At 35.7% G+C, this 18,567-nt stretch carries 14 protein-coding genes; 12 read left to right on the forward strand and 2 right to left on the reverse strand.

From position 1 onward, the window contains the following. The first annotated feature begins 30 nt into the window (after nucleotides 1–30). From BN2667_RS02520 to BN2667_RS02575, 12 genes are all read left to right on the forward strand, one after another. A complete protein-coding gene (locus BN2667_RS02520) occupies nucleotides 31–1,806 on the forward strand; it encodes an aminopeptidase P family protein (RefSeq protein ID WP_054251752.1) in 1,776 nt (591 codons plus the stop codon). 3 nt (nucleotides 1,807–1,809) lie between these two features. Further along, entirely contained in the window at nucleotides 1,810–3,642 is a 1,833-nt protein-coding gene (gene uvrC / locus BN2667_RS02525) for an excinuclease ABC subunit UvrC (RefSeq protein WP_054251753.1), read from the forward strand. After that, entirely contained in the window at nucleotides 3,642–4,577 is a 936-nt protein-coding gene (hprK, locus tag BN2667_RS02530) for an HPr(Ser) kinase/phosphatase (protein WP_054251754.1), read from the forward strand. Before uvrC ends, hprK begins: the two co-directional genes overlap by 1 nt. 130 nt (nucleotides 4,578–4,707) lie before the next feature. After that, nucleotides 4,708–8,244, forward strand: coding sequence for a pyruvate:ferredoxin (flavodoxin) oxidoreductase (gene nifJ / locus BN2667_RS02535; RefSeq protein ID WP_054251755.1), 3,537 nt, complete (start codon nucleotides 4,708–4,710; stop codon nucleotides 8,242–8,244). A 193-nt stretch (nucleotides 8,245–8,437) separates the two neighbouring features. After that, nucleotides 8,438–8,887 (forward strand): IS200/IS605 family transposase, encoded by a 450-nt coding sequence (gene tnpA / locus BN2667_RS02540; RefSeq protein ID WP_154865151.1) that lies wholly within the window; start codon nucleotides 8,438–8,440, stop codon nucleotides 8,885–8,887. Nucleotides 8,888–9,109: 222 nt separating this feature from the next. After that, entirely contained in the window at nucleotides 9,110–11,350 is a 2,241-nt protein-coding gene (recQ, locus tag BN2667_RS02545) for a DNA helicase RecQ (protein WP_054251757.1), read from the forward strand. A 101-nt stretch (nucleotides 11,351–11,451) separates the two neighbouring features. Further along, nucleotides 11,452–11,868 carry a 30S ribosomal protein S12 gene (rpsL, locus tag BN2667_RS02550; RefSeq protein WP_054251758.1) on the forward strand — a complete coding sequence of 139 codons (417 nt, stop codon included), beginning with the start codon at nucleotides 11,452–11,454 and terminating at the stop codon, nucleotides 11,866–11,868. 132 nt (nucleotides 11,869–12,000) lie between these two features. Further along, nucleotides 12,001–12,471, forward strand: coding sequence for a 30S ribosomal protein S7 (rpsG, locus tag BN2667_RS02555; RefSeq protein ID WP_054251759.1), 471 nt, complete (start codon nucleotides 12,001–12,003; stop codon nucleotides 12,469–12,471). A 16-nt stretch (nucleotides 12,472–12,487) separates the two neighbouring features. Beyond that, a complete protein-coding gene (fusA, locus tag BN2667_RS02560; protein ID WP_054251760.1) occupies nucleotides 12,488–14,557 on the forward strand; it encodes an elongation factor G in 2,070 nt (689 codons plus the stop codon). 83 nt (nucleotides 14,558–14,640) lie between these two features. Continuing rightward, a complete protein-coding gene (tuf, locus tag BN2667_RS02565; protein ID WP_054251761.1) occupies nucleotides 14,641–15,834 on the forward strand; it encodes an elongation factor Tu in 1,194 nt (397 codons plus the stop codon). Nucleotides 15,835–15,895: 61 nt separating this feature from the next. Further along, nucleotides 15,896–16,570: a uracil-DNA glycosylase gene (locus BN2667_RS02570; RefSeq protein ID WP_054251762.1), complete on the forward strand. Its 675-nt coding sequence runs from the start codon at nucleotides 15,896–15,898 to the stop codon at nucleotides 16,568–16,570. Between the two features lie 337 nt (nucleotides 16,571–16,907). Then, nucleotides 16,908–17,642, forward strand: coding sequence for a carbon-nitrogen hydrolase family protein (locus BN2667_RS02575; protein ID WP_054251763.1), 735 nt, complete (start codon nucleotides 16,908–16,910; stop codon nucleotides 17,640–17,642). Between the two features lie 113 nt (nucleotides 17,643–17,755). Here BN2667_RS02575 and BN2667_RS09600 read toward each other — a convergent pair whose 3' ends face one another. Together BN2667_RS09600 and BN2667_RS02585 are read right to left on the reverse strand one after the other, a co-directional pair. After that, a complete protein-coding gene (locus tag BN2667_RS09600; protein WP_075967854.1) occupies nucleotides 17,756–18,010 on the reverse strand; it encodes a DUF1294 domain-containing protein in 255 nt (84 codons plus the stop codon). Then, complete coding sequence (locus tag BN2667_RS02585) at nucleotides 17,997–18,455, reverse strand: universal stress protein (protein ID WP_054251765.1); 459 nt, start codon at nucleotides 18,453–18,455, stop codon at nucleotides 17,997–17,999. Before BN2667_RS02585 ends, BN2667_RS09600 begins: the two co-directional genes overlap by 14 nt. Between the last annotated feature and the right edge of the window lie 112 nt (nucleotides 18,456–18,567).

An 18,567-nucleotide genomic window follows, 5' to 3' on the forward strand; every position in this document is an offset into this window, starting at 1 on the left:
AATTTTTTTGAAAAACATGAGGTGATTATAATGGACGTAAATCAAAAACTTGGTATGCTTAGAAATTTAATGGCAGAGTATAGGTTAGATGCCTATGTAGTTTCTAACTCTGACCCACATTTTTCTGAATACCTACCAGACAGATATAGACAAATAAAATGGCTGACTAACTTTTCAGGATCAAATGCCTTGGTTTTAGTTACTAATGACCAGGCCCTAATTTGGACTGACGGCAGATACTTTGTCCAATGCCAAAAGGAAATCGCAGGCTCGGACTTTGAAATGATGAAGATGGCAACACCAGGCTATCCAAATATTTTTAAAACTATAGAAAAATTACTTCCTGAGGGAAGAAGACTGGGAGTAGATAGAAATATTTTATCTCAAAGCGACTACGAGTCCTATGAAAAGATTTGTAAAAATAGGGGCATAGACCTAGTAGATGACTATGATTTAATTACTGAACTTTGGACTGACAGGCCAGAAATAAAAAAAGACCCAGCCTTTATTCACGAACTTAAATATACAGGTCTATCTGCCAAGGAAAAAATAAATGATCTTAGAGAAAAATTCGACGAAGAAGAAGTAGACGGAACAATTATTTCTTCTCTAGCTGACATAGCCTGGCTTTACAACCTAAGAGGTTCAGACATTGCCAACAACCCAGTTGTAACTGCCTACGCCTATGTTGATAAAAAGTCTGCGATTCTCTTTATAGAAGAAGAAAAACTCTCTATGGAAGTTTTAGACCATCTAAAAGAAAACGACATTGACTATTTAAAATACAGTGAAGTCTTTGCCAAGGCCAACAACCTAAGAAATATGACTTTGGCCCTTGATAAGAAGACAACAGCCAGGTCAATATTTAAAGTCCTTGATCCATCAGTAAAGGTTAAAGACATTACTGATCTAACAACAAAGTTAAAGGCTATAAAAAACGATGTAGAAATTAAAAACCAAAAACACGCCTATATTAAAGATGGCGTCGCCTTAACAAAATTTATTTACTGGCTAAAGCACCACGAAAATATAGAATCCGAAGACGAATACACAGTAGGAGAAAAGCTAGAAGAATTTAGAAAAGCCCAAGACCTTTATGTTGAACCATCCTTTAGTACTATTTCTGCCTACAAGGAAAATGCAGCAATGATGCACTACAAGGCAGAAAAAGATAGCGCAAAAAAACTTGAAAAGGAAGGTTTCTTATTAGTTGACTCAGGTGGCCAATACTACGACGGCACAACTGACACAACTAGGACAATCGTTCTTGGAAAATTAACAGACGAAGAAAAGAAAGACTTTACTCTAACATTAAAAGGCCACATGGACCTTATGACTACAATATTTTTAGCAGGTACAACAGGCTTTGCCTTAGATGCAATTTGTAGAAGACCCCTTTGGCAAAACAAGTCTGACTACAAGTGTGGAACAGGCCACGGCGTTGGATATTTCTTAGGAGTTCACGAAGGACCACAAGGTATTTCACCAAGATCAGCTGGAGCAGCTATTGAGCCAGGTATGGTAGTAACCATTGAACCAGGAGTTTACAAGGAAGGTAAACACGGCATTAGAACAGAAAATGTTGTCTTGGTTGTTGAAGATGGCGAGACTCTTGATGGCAAGTTTTTAAAATTTGAATGTATGTCCTTTGTGCCAATAGACCTTGAAGCAATTGATCCTTCACTATTAAACGACTTAGACAAAAAAATTATCAACGACTACCACAAGGAAGTCTACGAAAAAATTTCTAAATATTTAACCAGAGAGGAGTCAGACTGGCTAAAAGAAGTAACAAAAGCCATATAGACTATGTTTGATATAAAAGAAGCCTTGGCCAAGGTTCCAACAAAACCTGGAGTTTATATAATGAAAGACCAGGTAGGAACGATAATTTATGTAGGCAAGGCCAAAAATCTTAGAAATAGGCTAAGACAATATTTTCAAAACACTCTTACTAATCGCAAGGTCTCAAGTATGGTAGATCACATAGAAGAGTTTGAATATATAATAGTAGAAAACGAAGTTGAGTCATTAATTCTTGAGCAGAATTTAATAAAATCCAATATGCCTAAGTACAATATTTTATTGAAAGATGACAAGCAATTTCCCTATATAAAAATAAATATTAGAGACAGGTTTCCTAAAATAACAAAGACTAGGGCACCTAAAGATGATGGGGCAATATACTATGGCCCCTTTTCATCTGCAATTTCTGTAAACGAATCAATAGAGTTTTTAAACAAGTACTATAAGATTAGAACTTGTGGTCTAAATCTAAATAGAAAAGACAAGACCTACAAGGTCTGCCTAAATTACCATCTTGGACTTTGTGACGGCCCTTGTGCTGGATTAATTTCAGAAGAAGCTTACAGAGAAAAAATAAATGCGGCCAAGGACTTTTTAGATGGAAAAAAATCAGACCTTATTTCAAGTTTAGAAAGTGAAATGTACCAGGCATCAAGTGACCTAGACTTTGAAAAGGCAGCTAAATGTAGGAACACTATTGAGTTTTTACAAAATCTCTTTACCAAACAAAGTGTAGACACCTTGTCCTTTATAGACAAGGACGTAATTGGTCTAGCCAAGGGAGAAGAAAATGCCTGTATACAAATTTTCTTTGTCCGCGGAGGCAAGGTCCTAGGCAGGGAACACTATTTTATAAACGACATTGCAGATGACAGCAGGGAAGAAATTTTAGCAGCCTTTATAAAGCAGTATTATATGGGCTATTCGCAAATGCCCAACGAAATAATTATAGAAGACAGGCTAGATGACCAAGACCTAATAGAAGAATTTCTTACAAAACTTAAAGGCCAGACTCTTAGGATTATAAATCCACAAAGAGGAGAAAATGTCGACCTTTTAAAACTTGCTAAGAAAAATGCCTTAGACATGTTATTAAAACATTCAGACAGGTACACTAAGAGAAATAAAATTAACCGTGAAAACCTAGAAAATCTTCAAGAGATGTTAGGCTTAAAAAATCTTCCACATAGAATAGAAGCCTATGACATTTCCCACTATGCTGGAGACCAAAGTGTTGGGGCCATGGTCGTCTTTGAAAATGGTGAGGCTAAAAGATCTGACTACAGAAAGTTTAAACTTAGGGAAAATAAAAATGACGACTACCAGTCCCTAGAAGAAGTGCTAACTAGGAGATTTAAAAGACTGGTAAACCGTGATGACAATAATGAATCCTTCCACCTCTTTCCAGATTTAATAATGATGGACGGAGGCAAGGGCCAAATTAATATAGCCAAGGGAGTTTTAGAAAAGTTGAACTTGGATATTCCAATTTGTGGTCTAGTCAAAGATGACTTCCACCAAACCAGGGGAGTGATTTATGAAAATGTTGAAATAGAAGTTCCAGTAAATACCAACCTATTTAGGATGATTTATATCATCCAAGAAGAAGCCCACAGGTTTGCAATTTCCTATCACAGAAATAGAATGTCAACAAGATTTTATAAGTCAGAACTCGACAACATTTCAGGCGTTGGTCCAAAGAGAAAAAAGGCTCTTATCGACCACTTTAAGTCTATAGAAAAAATAAAACTTGCAAGTATGGAAGACCTGACTAAAGTTAATGGAATAAATAAAAAAGTTGCAAAAGATATTTACGATTATTTTAAGGGGGAATAATGGAAAAGTATTTTACTGTAGAAGAATTACTAAAAAATATTAATTTAGAAATAATTCATCTGGCCAGAGACTATAAAGAAGCACAAATTAATACTAGCGAAGTAAACAGACCTGGCCTGCAGCTAGTTGGCTTTTATGAAGAATTTTCAGGTTCAAGGCTGCAGCTAATTGGCAATGCAGAAACTCAATACTTAGAAAGTTTAGAAAGGGCGACTAGGAAGGAGAGAATAGAAAACTATTTAAAATTAGAAATTCCAGCCATAGTTGTTACAAATTCAAATGTGATTTCAGATGAATTAAAAGAAGCGGCCATAAAAAAAGATAAGACTCTTTTATTAACTTCATCTACAACTTCAAAATTTATGAACGACTACTATACCCTGGCATCAAAAAAACTTGCGCCAAAGATTTCTATCCACGGAGTACTTATAGAAATTTATGGCCTAGGAGTTTTATTAACAGGAAAGTCAGGCATAGGAAAATCTGAAACAGCCCTCGACTTAGTTTCAAGAGGCCACAGATTAATTTCAGATGACATAGTTGAAATAACTAAGGTCAATGATTATTTAGAAGGAGAATCTCCAGAACTCACCCGCCATTTTATGGAACTAAGGGGAGTTGGAATCTTAGATATAGAAAGACTTTATGGAGTTGGATCAGTAAAGCAAACCCAAGAAATTGACCTAGTAATAGAATTAGAAAATTGGGACATGGATAAGTCCTATGACAGACTAGGTTTTGATGAAACATATACAGAAATTCTATCAACTAACATACCTACAATTTCAATTCCAATGAAACCAGGTAGAAATATAGCCCTAGTAATAGAAGTTGCATCTAGAAACCACATCCAAAAAAAACTAGGCTACAACGCAGCTATAGAATTAAACAATAGGGTCTTAGAAAAAATCAAAGAAAGAAAGAAAAATAATTAATAAAATCATTTTACTAACTTTACAAAAACTTTAGGAATTTTCACACTTTAAAATTTGCATTATTAGAATTTTAGATATATAATTAGAACGAAAAGTTATTAAACTATTTAAATTTTTATAGGGGGTATTTATGACTAAGATTATGAAGAGTATGTCAGGTAATCAAGCAGCAGCATATATTTCATATGCATTTACAGACGTTGCAGCGATCTACCCAATTACTCCATCATCAGACATGGCAGAATATGTAGACACATGGTCTTCAGAAGGAAGACTTAACCTATTCGGCCAAAAAGTTAAGGTAACAGAAATGCAATCAGAAGCAGGAGCAGCAGGAGCTGTTCACGGCTCACTTCAAGCAGGTGCATTAACTACAACATTTACAGCTTCACAAGGCTTATTACTTATGATACCTAACATGTACAAAATTGCTGGTGAATTATTACCAGGAGTTTTCCACGTATCAGCTAGAGCAATAGCTTCTCATGCACTATCAATCTTTGGTGACCACCAAGACGTTATGGCAGCAAGACAAACAGGCTTTGCAATGCTAGCATCAGGTTCAGTTCAAGAAGTTATGGACTTAGGATCAGTTGCTCACTTAACATCAATTAAGACTAGAGTTCCATTCCTACACTTCTTTGACGGATTTAGAACTTCTCACGAAATTCAAAAAATCGAACTTATGGACTACGAAGACCTAAGAGAATTATTAGACTACGAAGCAGTTCAAAAGTTTAGAGACCACTCAATGAGACCATCAGCTCCAGTAACTAGGGGTACAGCACAAAACCCAGATATTTACTTCCAACAAATAGAAGGCTCAAACGAACACTACCTAGCTGTTCCAGATGTAGCTAACAAATACATGGAAGATATGACTAGACTTACTGGTAGAGAATATAAACCATTTGTATACTATGGAGACAAAGATGCTACAAAAGTTATAGTAGCTATGGGATCTGTAACAGATACAATTGAAGAAACAATTGACTACCTAGAAGCTAAGGGAGAAAAAGTTGGTGTAATTAAAGTTCACCTATTCAGACCATTCTCTAAGAAATACTTTATGAACGTTCTTCCTAAGACAGTAGAAAAAATTGCTGTTCTAGACAGAACAAAAGAAAAGGGATCAGCTGGAGAACCACTATATAAAGACGTTGTTTCAATGTTCTATAACGAAGAAAAACAACCTACTATAATTAGAGGTAGATTCGGACTAGGTTCTAAGAACACAACTTCATCTCAAATCCTAGCAGTATACAAAGAACTTGCTAAAGATGAACCAAAAGAAGAATTTACAATTGGTATAGTTGATGACGTTACTAACCTATCTCTTGACCAATCAGAAAAAATTACTACTGAACCAGAAGGAACAGTAAAATGTAAGTTCTGGGGTATTGGTGGAGACGGAACAGTTGGAGCTAACAAATCTGCTATTAAGATTATTGGTGACAACACGGACATGTATGCCCAAGGTTACTTTGACTATGACTCAAAGAAAACATCAGGCGTTACAATGTCTCACTTAAGATTTGGTAACCACCCAATCACATCAACTTATTTAATTCAAGAACCAGACTTTATTTCTTGTTCAGTTCAATCTTATGTAACAAGATATAACATCCTAAGAGGCCTAAAGAAAGGTGGAACATTCCTATTAAATACACTTTGGTCTCCAGAAGAATTAGAAGAACATTTACCAGCATCAATGAAGAGATTCATTGCTGAAAATGATATTAAATTCTACACAATTAACGCAACAAAAATAGCTGCTGACATTGGACTTGGCGGAAGAACTAACATGATTATGCAATCAGCATTCTTCAAACTTTCTCAAGTTATTCCACTAGACCTAGCAGTAGAAAAACTAAAAGAATCTATTGTAGCTAACTATGGCCACAAGGGTGAAGACATAGTTAACATGAACTATGCAGCAGTAGATGCAGGTATAGACAAGATCGTTGAAATCGAAATTCCAGCTAACTGGAAAGACGCAAAAGACGAAGAAACTGGCGAAGACAAGAGACCAGAATTCATCAAAAACATTCTTACACCAATGGTTAGACAAGAAGGTAACGACCTTCCAGTATCTGCCTTTACAGGAATGGAAGACGGTACATTCCCAGCAGGAACATCAGCTTACGAAAAACGTGGTATAGCAGTAAACGTACCAGAATGGCAAGCTGAAAACTGTATCCAATGTAACCAATGTTCATATGTATGTCCACACGCAGTTATTAGACCATTCTTACTAGACGAAGAAGAAGCTAAGAACAAGCCAGAAAACTTCAACACTATTGCAGCTAGAGGTAAGGGCTTAGATGGAATGGAATACAAGATTCAAGTTTCAACTCTTGACTGTACAGGATGCGGAAACTGTGCTGACGTATGTCCAGCTAAAGAAAAAGCTTTAATTATGAAGCCACTTGAAGAACAATATGAACACCAAGAAGGAAATTGGGAATTTGCAATGTCACTTAGAAACAAAGTTGAAGAACTTGACATTGAACCAACAAATGTTAAAAATACTCAATTTATCCAACCATTACTTGAATTCTCTGGAGCATGTGCAGGTTGTGGAGAAACTCCATATGCAAAACTTGTAACACAATTATTCGGAGACAGAATGATGATAGCTAACGCTACAGGATGTTCTTCAATTTGGGGTGGATCAGCTCCAGCATCAGTTTACACTGTAAACCAACACGGATGTGGACCAGTTTGGGCTAACTCACTATTTGAAGACAATGCTGAATTCGGCTTTGGTATGTTACTTGGAGTAAAACAACAAAGAGTTAGAATTAGACAAATCATGGAAGACTTTATCGAACTTAAAGTTGATAGCGACCTAAACGACATCTTCCAAAAATGGTTAGACAACGAAAGAGACGTTAAGACAACTAAAGAAGTTTATGCAAAAGTTCTACCACTACTTGAAAAATCAACTGGTAATAAAGAAGCAGACCAACTTCTAAAAGACCTTGACGGAATCAAAGACTATATCATTAAGAGATCAGTTTGGGTATTCGGTGGAGACGGATGGGCATATGACATCGGCTTTGGTGGATTAGACCACGTTCTAGCATCAGGCGAAGACATTAACATCCTAGTATTCGATACAGAAGTTTACTCTAACACAGGTGGCCAAGCTTCAAAAGCTACACCAACAGCAGCAATTGCACAATTCGCAGCTTCAGGTAAGAGAGTAAGAAAGAAAGACCTAGGTCTAATGATGGCATCTTATGGCTATGTATATTCAGCTCAAATTGCAATGGGAGCCAACCAAGCACAAGCTCTTAAAGCAATAAAAGAAGCAGAATCATATGACGGACCATCTCTAGTAATTGCTTATGCACCATGTATCAACCACGGTATTAAAGGTGGAATGGGCAGAACTCAAACAAGAGAAAAACAAGCAGTTGCAGCAGGATACTGGCACCTATTCAGATATGACCCAAGACTTGAAGAAGAAGGAAAGAATCCTTTCCAACTTGACTCTAAAGAACCAACAGAAAGCTTCAGAGACTTTATCCTTGGTGAAGTTAGATACAAGACTCTTCAAAGATCACAACCAGACGTTGCTGAACAACTATACGAACAAGCAGAAAAAGATGCTAAACATAGATACCAAAACTATGTAAGACTTTCTAGCTTAGAATATTAATATTAAAAATTAGACTTGAGGACATTAACTTGTTCTCAAGTCTTTTTTTGTAAGAAGAAAACCCCCAGTTAGACTGGGGGTTCAGTATAGCTTTAGCGATGAAAAACCAACAAAAAACCTCCAATGATATATAATTAAATTGTAGTTCGCCAACTGCAATAAAAAATATCAAGGAGGTAAGAAAATGTCATCAATAAATGACAAACATAGTTTATCACATACAAAATGGAACTGTAAATACCATATAGTATTTGCACCAAAATATAGGAGAAAAGAATTTTACGGAAGCAAAAGATTAGAAATAGGACAAATACTTCGAGAATTATGTAGCTGGAAAGAAGTAAACATAATAGAAGCGGAAGTATGCCCAGATCATATTCATATGTTAGTAGAAATACCACCAAAACTATCAGTATCAAGTTTTATGGGATTTTTAAAAGGAAAGAGTAGCATAATGATATATGAAAGATGGGGAAATTTAAAATATAAATACAGAGGAAGACAGTTTTGGTGTAGAGGATATTATGTAGACACAGCAGGTAAAAATGCAAAAGCAATCCAAGAATATATCCAAAACCAATTAAAACAAGATCAGTTAAGCGAACAACTAACATTTGATGTAGTTGACCCTTTTAAAGGGTAGCAAGTAAAAGTTACAAGTGGCGGACTAACCAACGCCATTGAGGCGTGGCTGGTAATACAGGCCCTTTGGGCCGCATGAGAAAAACCCCCGGCTACGCCGGGGGATGATTATTTTGTTTAAATTAAAAAATTAAAATGCAAAAATTAAAAAGTCTCAGCCTAAAGCCTAACCAAGAAGAAAAAATCTTATAAGATATGCTATAATTTTATAAAGGAGGCTGCTATGCTAGAAAACACATTAAAAACTTATTTTGGATACAGGTCATTTCGCCCAGGTCAAAGAGAAATAATTGAAAATATTTTAAATGGAAGAGACGTCCTTGCAATTTTGCCAACAGGAGGAGGCAAGTCCCTTTGCTATCAACTTCCTGCCATAGAATTAAATGGTCTAAGTCTTGTTATATCTCCATTAATATCCCTAATGAAAGACCAAGTCGACCAGGCTAGGGAAATGGGAATCAAGGCTTCTTATTTAAATTCAACATTAGATGAAGATGAAGTTTTAAAAATCTACAAAGACATAGAAGAAGAAAAAATAAATTTACTTTATTTGGCACCTGAGAGATTAGACTCAAGGTATTTTGTCGACCTTATAAAATCTAAGTACATAACTTTTATTGCCATAGACGAAGCTCATTGTATATCCCAATGGGGTCACGACTTTAGGCCGTCTTATAGAAAAATTAGAAACTTTATAGAAAACTTAAATAAAAGACCAGTTATAGGAGCCTTTACAGCAACAGCAACTGAAACAGTTAGAGAGGACATAATAAATGAACTAGGCCTAAGAGATCCATTTATAAAAATAAATTCCTTTGACAGGCCAAACATTAGATTTTCCATAAAGTATAAAGCAAACCTAGAAGAGGAAATTTTAAGAGACATAAATAGAGAAGACTCGATTATTATTTATTGTTCAACGAGAAAAAATGTAGAAAATCTTGCAGCTTACTTAAGAGAAAAAGGCTACAAGGCAGGCGCCTATCACGCAGGCATGGATGTTAATACAAGAACAAAAACCCAAGACGATTTTGTAAAAGATAAAATAAATATAATAGTAGCAACTAACGCCTTTGGCATGGGGATAAACAAGGCAGACGTTAGAAAAGTCATCCACGCCAATATGCCAAAATCCCTAGAAGCCTACTACCAAGAAGCAGGAAGAGCAGGTAGAGACGGCGATAAGGCCCAGGCAATCTTATATTATTATCCAAAAGATGTAAGTCTAGCTAGAAGACTAATAGCCCTAGGCCAAGATCCCTATGCTCTTAGAAAACTAAATTCCATGGTAGCTTATACCAACGAAACAAGTTGTTTAAGAGCCTTTATCCTAAATTACTTTGGAGAAAAATCTAATCCTTGTAACAATTGTTCAGCCTGCCTAGAAAAACCAACAAGGGAAAATATTACTATCCAAGGACAGATGATTTTATCATGTATATATAGACTTGAAGAAGGCTTTGGCATAGACATGGTAGCTAGAGTTTTAAAAGGATCGAGAGACAGAAAAATCCTAGAAAGATCCTTTGATAAACTTTCCACCTTTGGCCTAATGAAAAATTATGACCTAGGAAGAATTAAAGATATGATAAACTATCTTCTTGCCTTAGACTATATTTCTATGGATGCCTACCAGTGCTTGAAATTAAATCAAAAATCCCTAAGTCTTTTAAAAAATAAAGAAGAAATTTATATTAGAGCAGATGAAAAGAAGTCAAAAGTTTCATCAGCCTACAAAGAAGATAATTCTAACAAAGAAGAAATTGTAAACGAAGACCTTTATGAAGCCTTACGCCAGTTGAGAAACGACTTTGCATCAGAAAAAAATCTTCCACCATATACAATCTTTCACAATTCCAGCCTAAGAGCAATGGCAAAACTACTACCAAGAACTGCTGAAGAATTTATACAAATTCCAGGAGTAGGCTATAAAAAGTTAGAAAACTATGGAGTAGAATTTTTACAAGTTATTAATGAGTATATTGAAAATCAAGCCTATAATATAGAAAGAAAAAGTATTAAGGCTGACGAAAAACAAAAGAAAAAGGGTCTTACTTTCAACCAAAGACAAACCCTTGAACTCTATAAATCAGGTATGACCTATAAGGAAATAGCAGAGACAACTGGTTTTAGACAAGCAACTATTTTAAAACACCTTATTGCCATAGCTGACTTTGGTTATGTAATAGATTTTAAGTCAGACCTTCCAGCTAATAAAAAAGACCAAGTCCTAGCTGCTATAGAAAAAGTTGGATATAAAAAACTTAGACCAATTAAAGACCTTGTTGACGATGATATTAGTTTTGATGAAATTAGATTTGTTATCTTAGAATACTTGTGTAAAGAAAATACGAGTTCTTATAGGCCAATAAAAAATAATAATAGTAAAGCCTATAAAGAAACGAAAACCAATTCAGAAGATTATATTTTGGAAGACTTAGAAATAAGCCAAAAAAAGATTTGACATAGGTATCCTACAATGGTAAAATAACAAGGTGTGTAAATATGTAATTATTTATGCATACGACAGATGTTAGTATATAAAATTAATGAGGAGGTGCAAGAATGCCAACAATTAATCAGTTGATTAAACAAGGAAGAAAAGCAAAAACTACTAAATCTAAATCACCAGCTTTAGGTGTAAACTTCAACTCTTTGAACAAAAAAGTTACTAGACATAACTCACCACAAAAAAGAGGTGTATGTGTAGCTGTAAGAACTGTTACTCCTAAGAAACCTAACTCAGCTTTGAGAAAGGTTGCCAGAGTAAGATTATCAAACGGTGAAGAAGTTATGGCTTATATCCCAGGTATAGGTCACAACCTACAAGAACACTCTGTTGTTTTAATTAGAGGTGGAAGAGTAAAAGACCTTCCAGGTGTTAGGTACCATATTGTTAGAGGATCATTAGACACAGCAGGAGTTGCTAATAGAATGTCTTCAAGATCAAAATATGGTGCAAAGAAAGCAAAAAGCAAATAGTAGGTAAAAATCGAAAAACTTAAGCAAGAAGTCAATGTTATTCATTAATTTTATATATTAACATTGGCGCAAACGGCAAAAGTGTCGAGTACCGATGATTTTACTAAAAAAATGGTTAAGGAGGGAAGCGAAGTGCCAAGAAAAGGTCATATTCCAAAAAGAGAAGTTATGCCTGATCCAATGTATCAAGACAAGGTAGTAACTAAACTAATAAATAATGTAATGTTAGACGGAAAAAAAGGAAAGGCTCAAAAAATAGTTTATGATGCCTTTGCCTTAGTCCAAGAACGTTCAGGCCAAGATGGTCTAGAAACTTTCTACAAGGCTTTAAACAATGTTATGCCTGTATTAGAGGTAAAAGCCAGAAGAGTAGGAGGAGCAACCTACCAAGTTCCTATGGAAGTAAGAGCAGAAAGAAGAGAAACTTTAGGTCTTAGATGGTTAGTAAACTATTCAAGAGCTAGAGGAGAAAGAACCATGGTTGAAAGACTAGCTGGTGAAATTCTTGATGCATCTAACGAAATGGGCGGTAGTGTTAAGAGAAAAGAAGAAATGCACAGAATGGCAGAAGCTAATAAAGCATTTGCTCATTATCGTTGGTAATTAAAGGGGGATTATTTTGCCAAGACAAATACCTTTGGAGAGAACAAGAAATATCGGTATCATGGCTCACATCGATGCTGGTAAAACAACTACAACAGAACGTATACTTTTATACTCTGGTAGGATTCATAAAATCGGCGAAACCCATGACGGTGGAGCAACAATGGACTTTATGGAGCAAGAAAAAGAAAGAGGTATCACAATTGGGTCTGCAGCTACAACAGCTATGTGGAAGGACCACAGATTAAACATCATAGATACACCAGGACACGTTGACTTCACAGTTGAAGTAGAAAGATCTCTAAGAGTCCTTGACGGCGCAGTATCACTTTTTGATGCTAAGTCAGGTGTTGAGCCTCAATCAGAAACAGTTTGGAGACAAGCTGACAAGTATATGGTTCCAAGAATTGCCCACATTAATAAGATGGACGTTGTTGGAGCAGATTTCTTCCGTTCTGTTGAAACAATTAAAAACAGACTAAATGCAAACCCAGTTCCAATTCAAATTCCAATTGGAGCTGAAGATAATTTCACAGGAATGATCGACTTAGTAACAATGAAAGCCGAAATCTACAAAGATGACATGGGCTTTGAAATTGAAATTACAGACGTTCCAGATGATATGAAAGACCTTGCAGAAGAATATAGAGAAAACCTTATTGACAAGGTTTCAAACTTTGATGATGATTTAATGATGGCTTATTTAGAAGGAGAAGAAATCTCTGAAGAAATGCTAAAGAAAGCTATTAGAAAGGGAACTGTATCAGTACAAATGGTACCAGTAACTTGCGGTTCATCATACAAAAACAAGGGTGTACAATTACTATTAGATGCTATAATTGACTATCTACCATCTCCACTAGATGTTCCAGCTATTAAAGGAACAACAGAAGATGGCGAAGAAGTAGAGAGACATTCATCAGACGAAGAACCATTCTCAGCCCTAGCATTTAAAATTGTTACTGACCAATATGTAGGTAAACTTTGCTACTTTAGAGTATATTCAGGATCAATAAAAGCTGGATCTTATGTTTATAACTCAACAAAGGGCAAAAAAGAACGTATTGGTAGAATTATGGTAATGCACGCAGACAAGAGAGAAGAAGTAGAAGAAGTTTTTGCTGGAGAAATTGCAGCAGCAATTGGCTTAAAAGATACAACAACTGGAGATACCCTATGTGATCAAGACGCACCAATAGTTCTTGAAAACATGGAATTCCCAGAACCAGTAATCTCTGTAGCCATAGAACCAAAAACTAAGGCTTCTCAAGACAAGATGACTGCAGCCCTACTAAAACTAGCTGAAGAAGACCCAACATTTAGAACCTATACAGATGATGAAACTGGCGATACAATTATTTCCGGAATGGGAGAACTTCACCTTGAAATTATTGTAGACAGACTACTAAGAGAATTCAAAGTTGAAGCTAACGTTGGTAACCCACAAGTATCTTACAGAGAATCTATAACAATTCCATCAGAAGCAGATACAAAATATGCTAGACAATCTGGTGGTCGTGGACAATACGGTCACGTTAAACTTAGAATGGAACCACTTGAAAAAGGAGCAGGCTTCGAATTCGTTAACGAAATTGTTGGAGGAGCTATTCCAAAAGAATATATGGGAGCTGTACAAGAAGGTGTTGAAGAAGCCCTTAAGTCAGGTATCCTAGGTGGCTACGAAGTTCTAGATGTAAAAGTAACTGTATATGACGGTTCTTATCACGAAGTTGACTCTTCAGAAATGGCCTTCAAGATTGCCGCATCAATGGCAACTAAAGAAGCTTTAAGAAAGGGTAACCCACAATTACTAGAACCTACAATGGCAGTAGAAATTACTACTCCAGAAGAGTACATGGGAGACGTTATTGGAGACGTTAACTCTCGTCGTGGCCAAGTAGAAGGAATGGAAATGGTAGCAGGAGCTCAAGTTATTAGAGCCTTTGTTCCACTAGGAGAAATGTTTGGTTATGCAACATCACTTAGATCAAACACTCAAGGTAGAGCAACATACTCAATGCAATTTGACCACTACGCACCAGTTCCAAAGAATATTGCTGAAGAAGTAATAGGTAATAGAGAGTAATAGTTGAAAAAAATACAAAATTGATGTATTATTAGAATAATTAGGATAAAAATATATTTATAGTTCATTAGGAGGATTAAATAATGGCTAAAGAAAAATTTGAGAGAAGTAAACCACACGTAAACATTGGTACAATTGGTCACGTTGACCACGGTAAGACAACTTTAACTGCAGCAATCACTTATGTACTACACCAAAGATATGGTACTGGTGAAAACATCGATTACACAAACATCGACAAGGCTCCAGAAGAAAGAGAAAGAGGAATCACTATTTCTACATCTCACGTAGAATACGAAACTCCAAACAGACACTACGCTCACGTAGACTGCCCAGGACACGCCGACTATGTTAAAAACATGATCACTGGTGCTGCTCAAATGGACGGTGCTATCCTTGTAGTATCAGCTGCTGACGGACCAATGCCACAAACAAGAGAACACATCTTACTTTCAAGACAAGTAGGTGTTCCAAAAATCGTAGTATTCTTAAACAAAGAAGACCAAGTTGACGACCCAGAACTAATCGAATTAGTTGAAATGGAAGTTAGAGAACTTCTTTCTGAATATGACTTCGACGGAGACAACACTCCAATCGTAGTTGGATCAGCTTTAAAAGCTATCGAAAGCCCAGAATCAGAATGGGGAGACAAAATTCTTAAACTTATGGAAGCTGTAGACGAATACATTCCAGAACCAGTAAGAGACATCGACAACCCATTCCTAATGCCAATAGAAGACATATTTTCTATTACAGGTAGAGGAACTGTTGCAACTGGTAGAGTAGAATCAGGTGTAGTTAAAGTTCAAGACGAAGTTGAAATCGTAGGACTTACTGATGAAGCTAGAAAAGTTGTTGTAACTGGAGTAGAAATGTTTAGAAAACTTCTAGACCAAGCTCAAGCAGGAGACAACGTAGGACTACTTCTTAGAGGTGTTCAAAGAGAAGACATCCAAAGAGGACAAGTTCTTGCTAAACCAGGAACAATTAAACCACACACAGAATTCGAAGCAGAAGTTTATGTACTATCAAAAGAAGAAGGTGGAAGACACACTCCATTCTTCAACGGATACAGACCACAATTCTACTTCAGAACAACTGACGTAACTGGAGATATCCAATTACCAGAAGGTGTAGAAATGGTTATGCCTGGCGACAACGCTACTTTCAAAGTAAAACTTATCACTCCAATCGCTATGGACGAAGGTGTAAGATTTGCTATTAGAGAAGGTGGAAGAACTGTAGCATCAGGTGTTGTAACTAAATTAATTGGTTAATTAACAATAAACAAAGAGTAGGCTATAAAAGTCTACTCTTTTTTTACATAAAGGAGCTAAAATGACAAAGATAAAAAATAAGTGGCTGGACCATATAGGCGATGAATTTGAAAAAGACTACTATAAAACTCTAAGACAATTTCTAATAGAAGAATACAACAATGAACTGATCTTCCCAAGGGCAGAAGACATCTTTAACGCCTTCCACTACACAGACTACGACGACGTAAAAGTGGTAATCCTAGGCCAAGACCCCTATCATAACTATAAACAAGCCCATGGCATGGCATTTTCAGTACTACCAGGAACAAAAACTCCGCCATCACTAGAAAATATCTTTAAAGAACTTCACGACGATTTAGGCCTAAAAGTTCCAAACAATGGCAACCTAACAAAATGGGCCGACCAAGGAGTCCTCTTATTAAATACAGTACTAACAGTAAGAGCCCACCAGGCCAACTCTCACAGAGGCAGAGGCTGGGAAATATTTACAGACCAAGTTATAAAAAGTCTTAACGACAAAAAAGATCCAGTAGTATTTTTATTATGGGGAAGACCAGCCCAAGAAAAGAGAAAACTAATTACTAATAAAAACCATTTAATACTAACAGCCCCACACCCAAGTCCACTATCAGCTTATAGAGGCTTCTTTGGCTGCAAACACTTTTCAAAGGCCAATGAATTTTTAAAAGCCCATGGCTTAGAGCCAATTGACTGGCAAATAGAAGACATATAAAATTCAAATTAAACAAAAAGGGGACATTGCCTTAGCTGGGTCCTCTTTTTCCTCCTTAGGGGACATTCGAAGCCCTAGTCCAAATCTCTGATTTGGCAACAGGTCTCGCGCAAAAGCTTCCCAAGAAGCTGACCAAGGAGAAGGCTGATTGGTTAGAATCTGACTGCCTATTTAGTTGTGCCCCCATTTACTTTCATCCAATCTAAAATAAACTTTATTGCAAGCAAATTGTGGACAGGACCAAAGGGTTTCGTATTATAATAGTGATAGAGGCAAATAATAACAGTGAATACTGGTTTTTAGAGTTTCTACATAAAATTAAAAGGAGTTGTTTTCTATGAAAATAGCTTTAGCAGCGGTAGGTTTTCTAACTAATGATATAGATTATAACTTTGACAAAATTAAAGAAACGGTAAAAAAGCACTCTAGCCAGGCTGATTTGATTCTATTTGGAGAAAGTTTTTTGCAAGGCTTTGATTGTCTAACTTGGGATTATTCAAGGGACATAGATATAGCTGTAAGTCAGAATTCATCAATAATAAATGAAATCAGATCTTTGTGCAAAAATAATAAAGTGGCAATTTCATTTGGTTATATAGAAAAAGATGAGGATAAGTTATTCAGTAGTCAATTAACTATAACTAAGGATGGTGAAATAATAGATAATTTTAGACGTGTATCTATAGGATGGAAAGAACCTGTTGCAGATTTTCACTATGTAGAAGGTAAAGGGTTTGGACAATTCTCTTACTTAGAGAAAACTATTTCAGTAGGTTTGTGTGGTGATTTTTGGTATGCAGAAAATTGTATTAAAATGAAGAATTTAAATTCTGATATAGTTTTCTGGCCAGTTTATACAGATTTTAACTCTAAAGAATGGAATGAAAGTTTGAAATACGAATATGCTCAACAAGCTCAAAAATGTGGCAGTAATATTTTGTATGTTAACTCACATTGTCTAGATAAAAATAGTGACAATATAGCAAGAGGTGGAGCTTGTTTGTTTAATGAAGGAAATATAGTGCATGAACTTCCAGCTGGTGAAGAAGGAGTTCTTATAGTTGAAGTATAGTTGTAATTATATTCAACTTGTGAGACAGTTCCCTCTTTTTTTTGGAACTACACAATACAGGGACTGACCATTGTGTCTGTCTCCAACAAAAAAGCCCTTACAAAAGTAAGAACTTAATAAGAATAAAAAATATAAGTATAAATAAGCAAAGATAAAAAAGTCACCAAAAGAAAGACCTTCTTATTCTTTTTGTGCTTAAAGATAAACATTCCAAAAAGAGAACCTAAAGATCCACCGATAATAGTAAAGAAAAGTAAAGTAGACTCTTTAATTCTCCACCTATGAGTTTTTGCCTTGAACTTATCTAGGCCATATAAGAAAAAAGTAAGGACATTAACTATCAAAAGATAGGATTTAAGCATCCTCATCCTCTTCAGGATCTTTTTCCTTTGCAACTAAAACAGAAATATTAGAAGACTCAATAACTTTTTTAGAAACACTGCCTAAAATTGTCCTAGAGAAAAAACCTAGATCCCTGTTACCCATAACAATAAGGTCGGCGTCAATTTCTTCAGCATAGGCAATAATTTCTCTAGCAGGCTCTCCAATTTTATAAAGACTAGAGTGCTTATAAGGATAAGATTCAAGTTTCTTATCAGCATCATCTAAAATCTTTTCAGTAATAATATAAACATCTTCATTAAGCTCCTCATCTTCCTTAGAAATATTAGTAGGAATTCGCATAATAGCTTCAGGAGCAACAGAAAGCACATGAATTTCAGCTTTAGTCATCATACCAAGCTTAATGGCCTTGTCTAAGGCAACTAAAGATGAATTAGATCCACCAATTGCAACTAACAATTTATTAAACATAAGACCTCCTCCTTCTTAGAATAAATTTACCCTAAAAAAAGAAAATAATTCAAAAGCTTTGCTCTTAGAAATAATATATCTTATAATAAAATGCAAATACAAAAGGAGACAA

Origin of the sequence: Neofamilia massiliensis, assembly GCF_001299475.1 — a bacterium.
In the GTDB taxonomy this organism is placed as follows: Bacteria; Bacillota; Clostridia; order Tissierellales; family Peptoniphilaceae; genus Neofamilia; species Neofamilia massiliensis.

Excerpts from the sequence above, each read along its gene's own strand:
- BN2667_RS02585 (WP_054251765.1), bottom strand. The coding sequence starts at position 18,455 with ATGTTTAATAAATTGTTAGTTGCAATTGGTGGATCTAATTCATCTTTA.
- rpsL (WP_054251758.1), top strand. The coding sequence starts at position 11,452 with ATGCCAACAATTAATCAGTTGATTAAACAAGGAAGAAAAGCAAAAACT.
- BN2667_RS09600 (WP_075967854.1), bottom strand. The coding sequence starts at position 18,010 with ATGAGGATGCTTAAATCCTATCTTTTGATAGTTAATGTCCTTACTTTT.
- tuf (WP_054251761.1), top strand. The coding sequence starts at position 14,641 with ATGGCTAAAGAAAAATTTGAGAGAAGTAAACCACACGTAAACATTGGT.
- nifJ (WP_054251755.1), top strand. The coding sequence starts at position 4,708 with ATGACTAAGATTATGAAGAGTATGTCAGGTAATCAAGCAGCAGCATAT.
- BN2667_RS02575 (WP_054251763.1), top strand. The coding sequence starts at position 16,908 with ATGAAAATAGCTTTAGCAGCGGTAGGTTTTCTAACTAATGATATAGAT.
- uvrC (WP_054251753.1), top strand. The coding sequence starts at position 1,810 with ATGTTTGATATAAAAGAAGCCTTGGCCAAGGTTCCAACAAAACCTGGA.
- BN2667_RS02520 (WP_054251752.1), top strand. The coding sequence starts at position 31 with ATGGACGTAAATCAAAAACTTGGTATGCTTAGAAATTTAATGGCAGAG.
- hprK (WP_054251754.1), top strand. The coding sequence starts at position 3,642 with ATGGAAAAGTATTTTACTGTAGAAGAATTACTAAAAAATATTAATTTA.
- BN2667_RS02570 (WP_054251762.1), top strand. The coding sequence starts at position 15,896 with ATGACAAAGATAAAAAATAAGTGGCTGGACCATATAGGCGATGAATTT.
- recQ (WP_054251757.1), top strand. The coding sequence starts at position 9,110 with ATGCTAGAAAACACATTAAAAACTTATTTTGGATACAGGTCATTTCGC.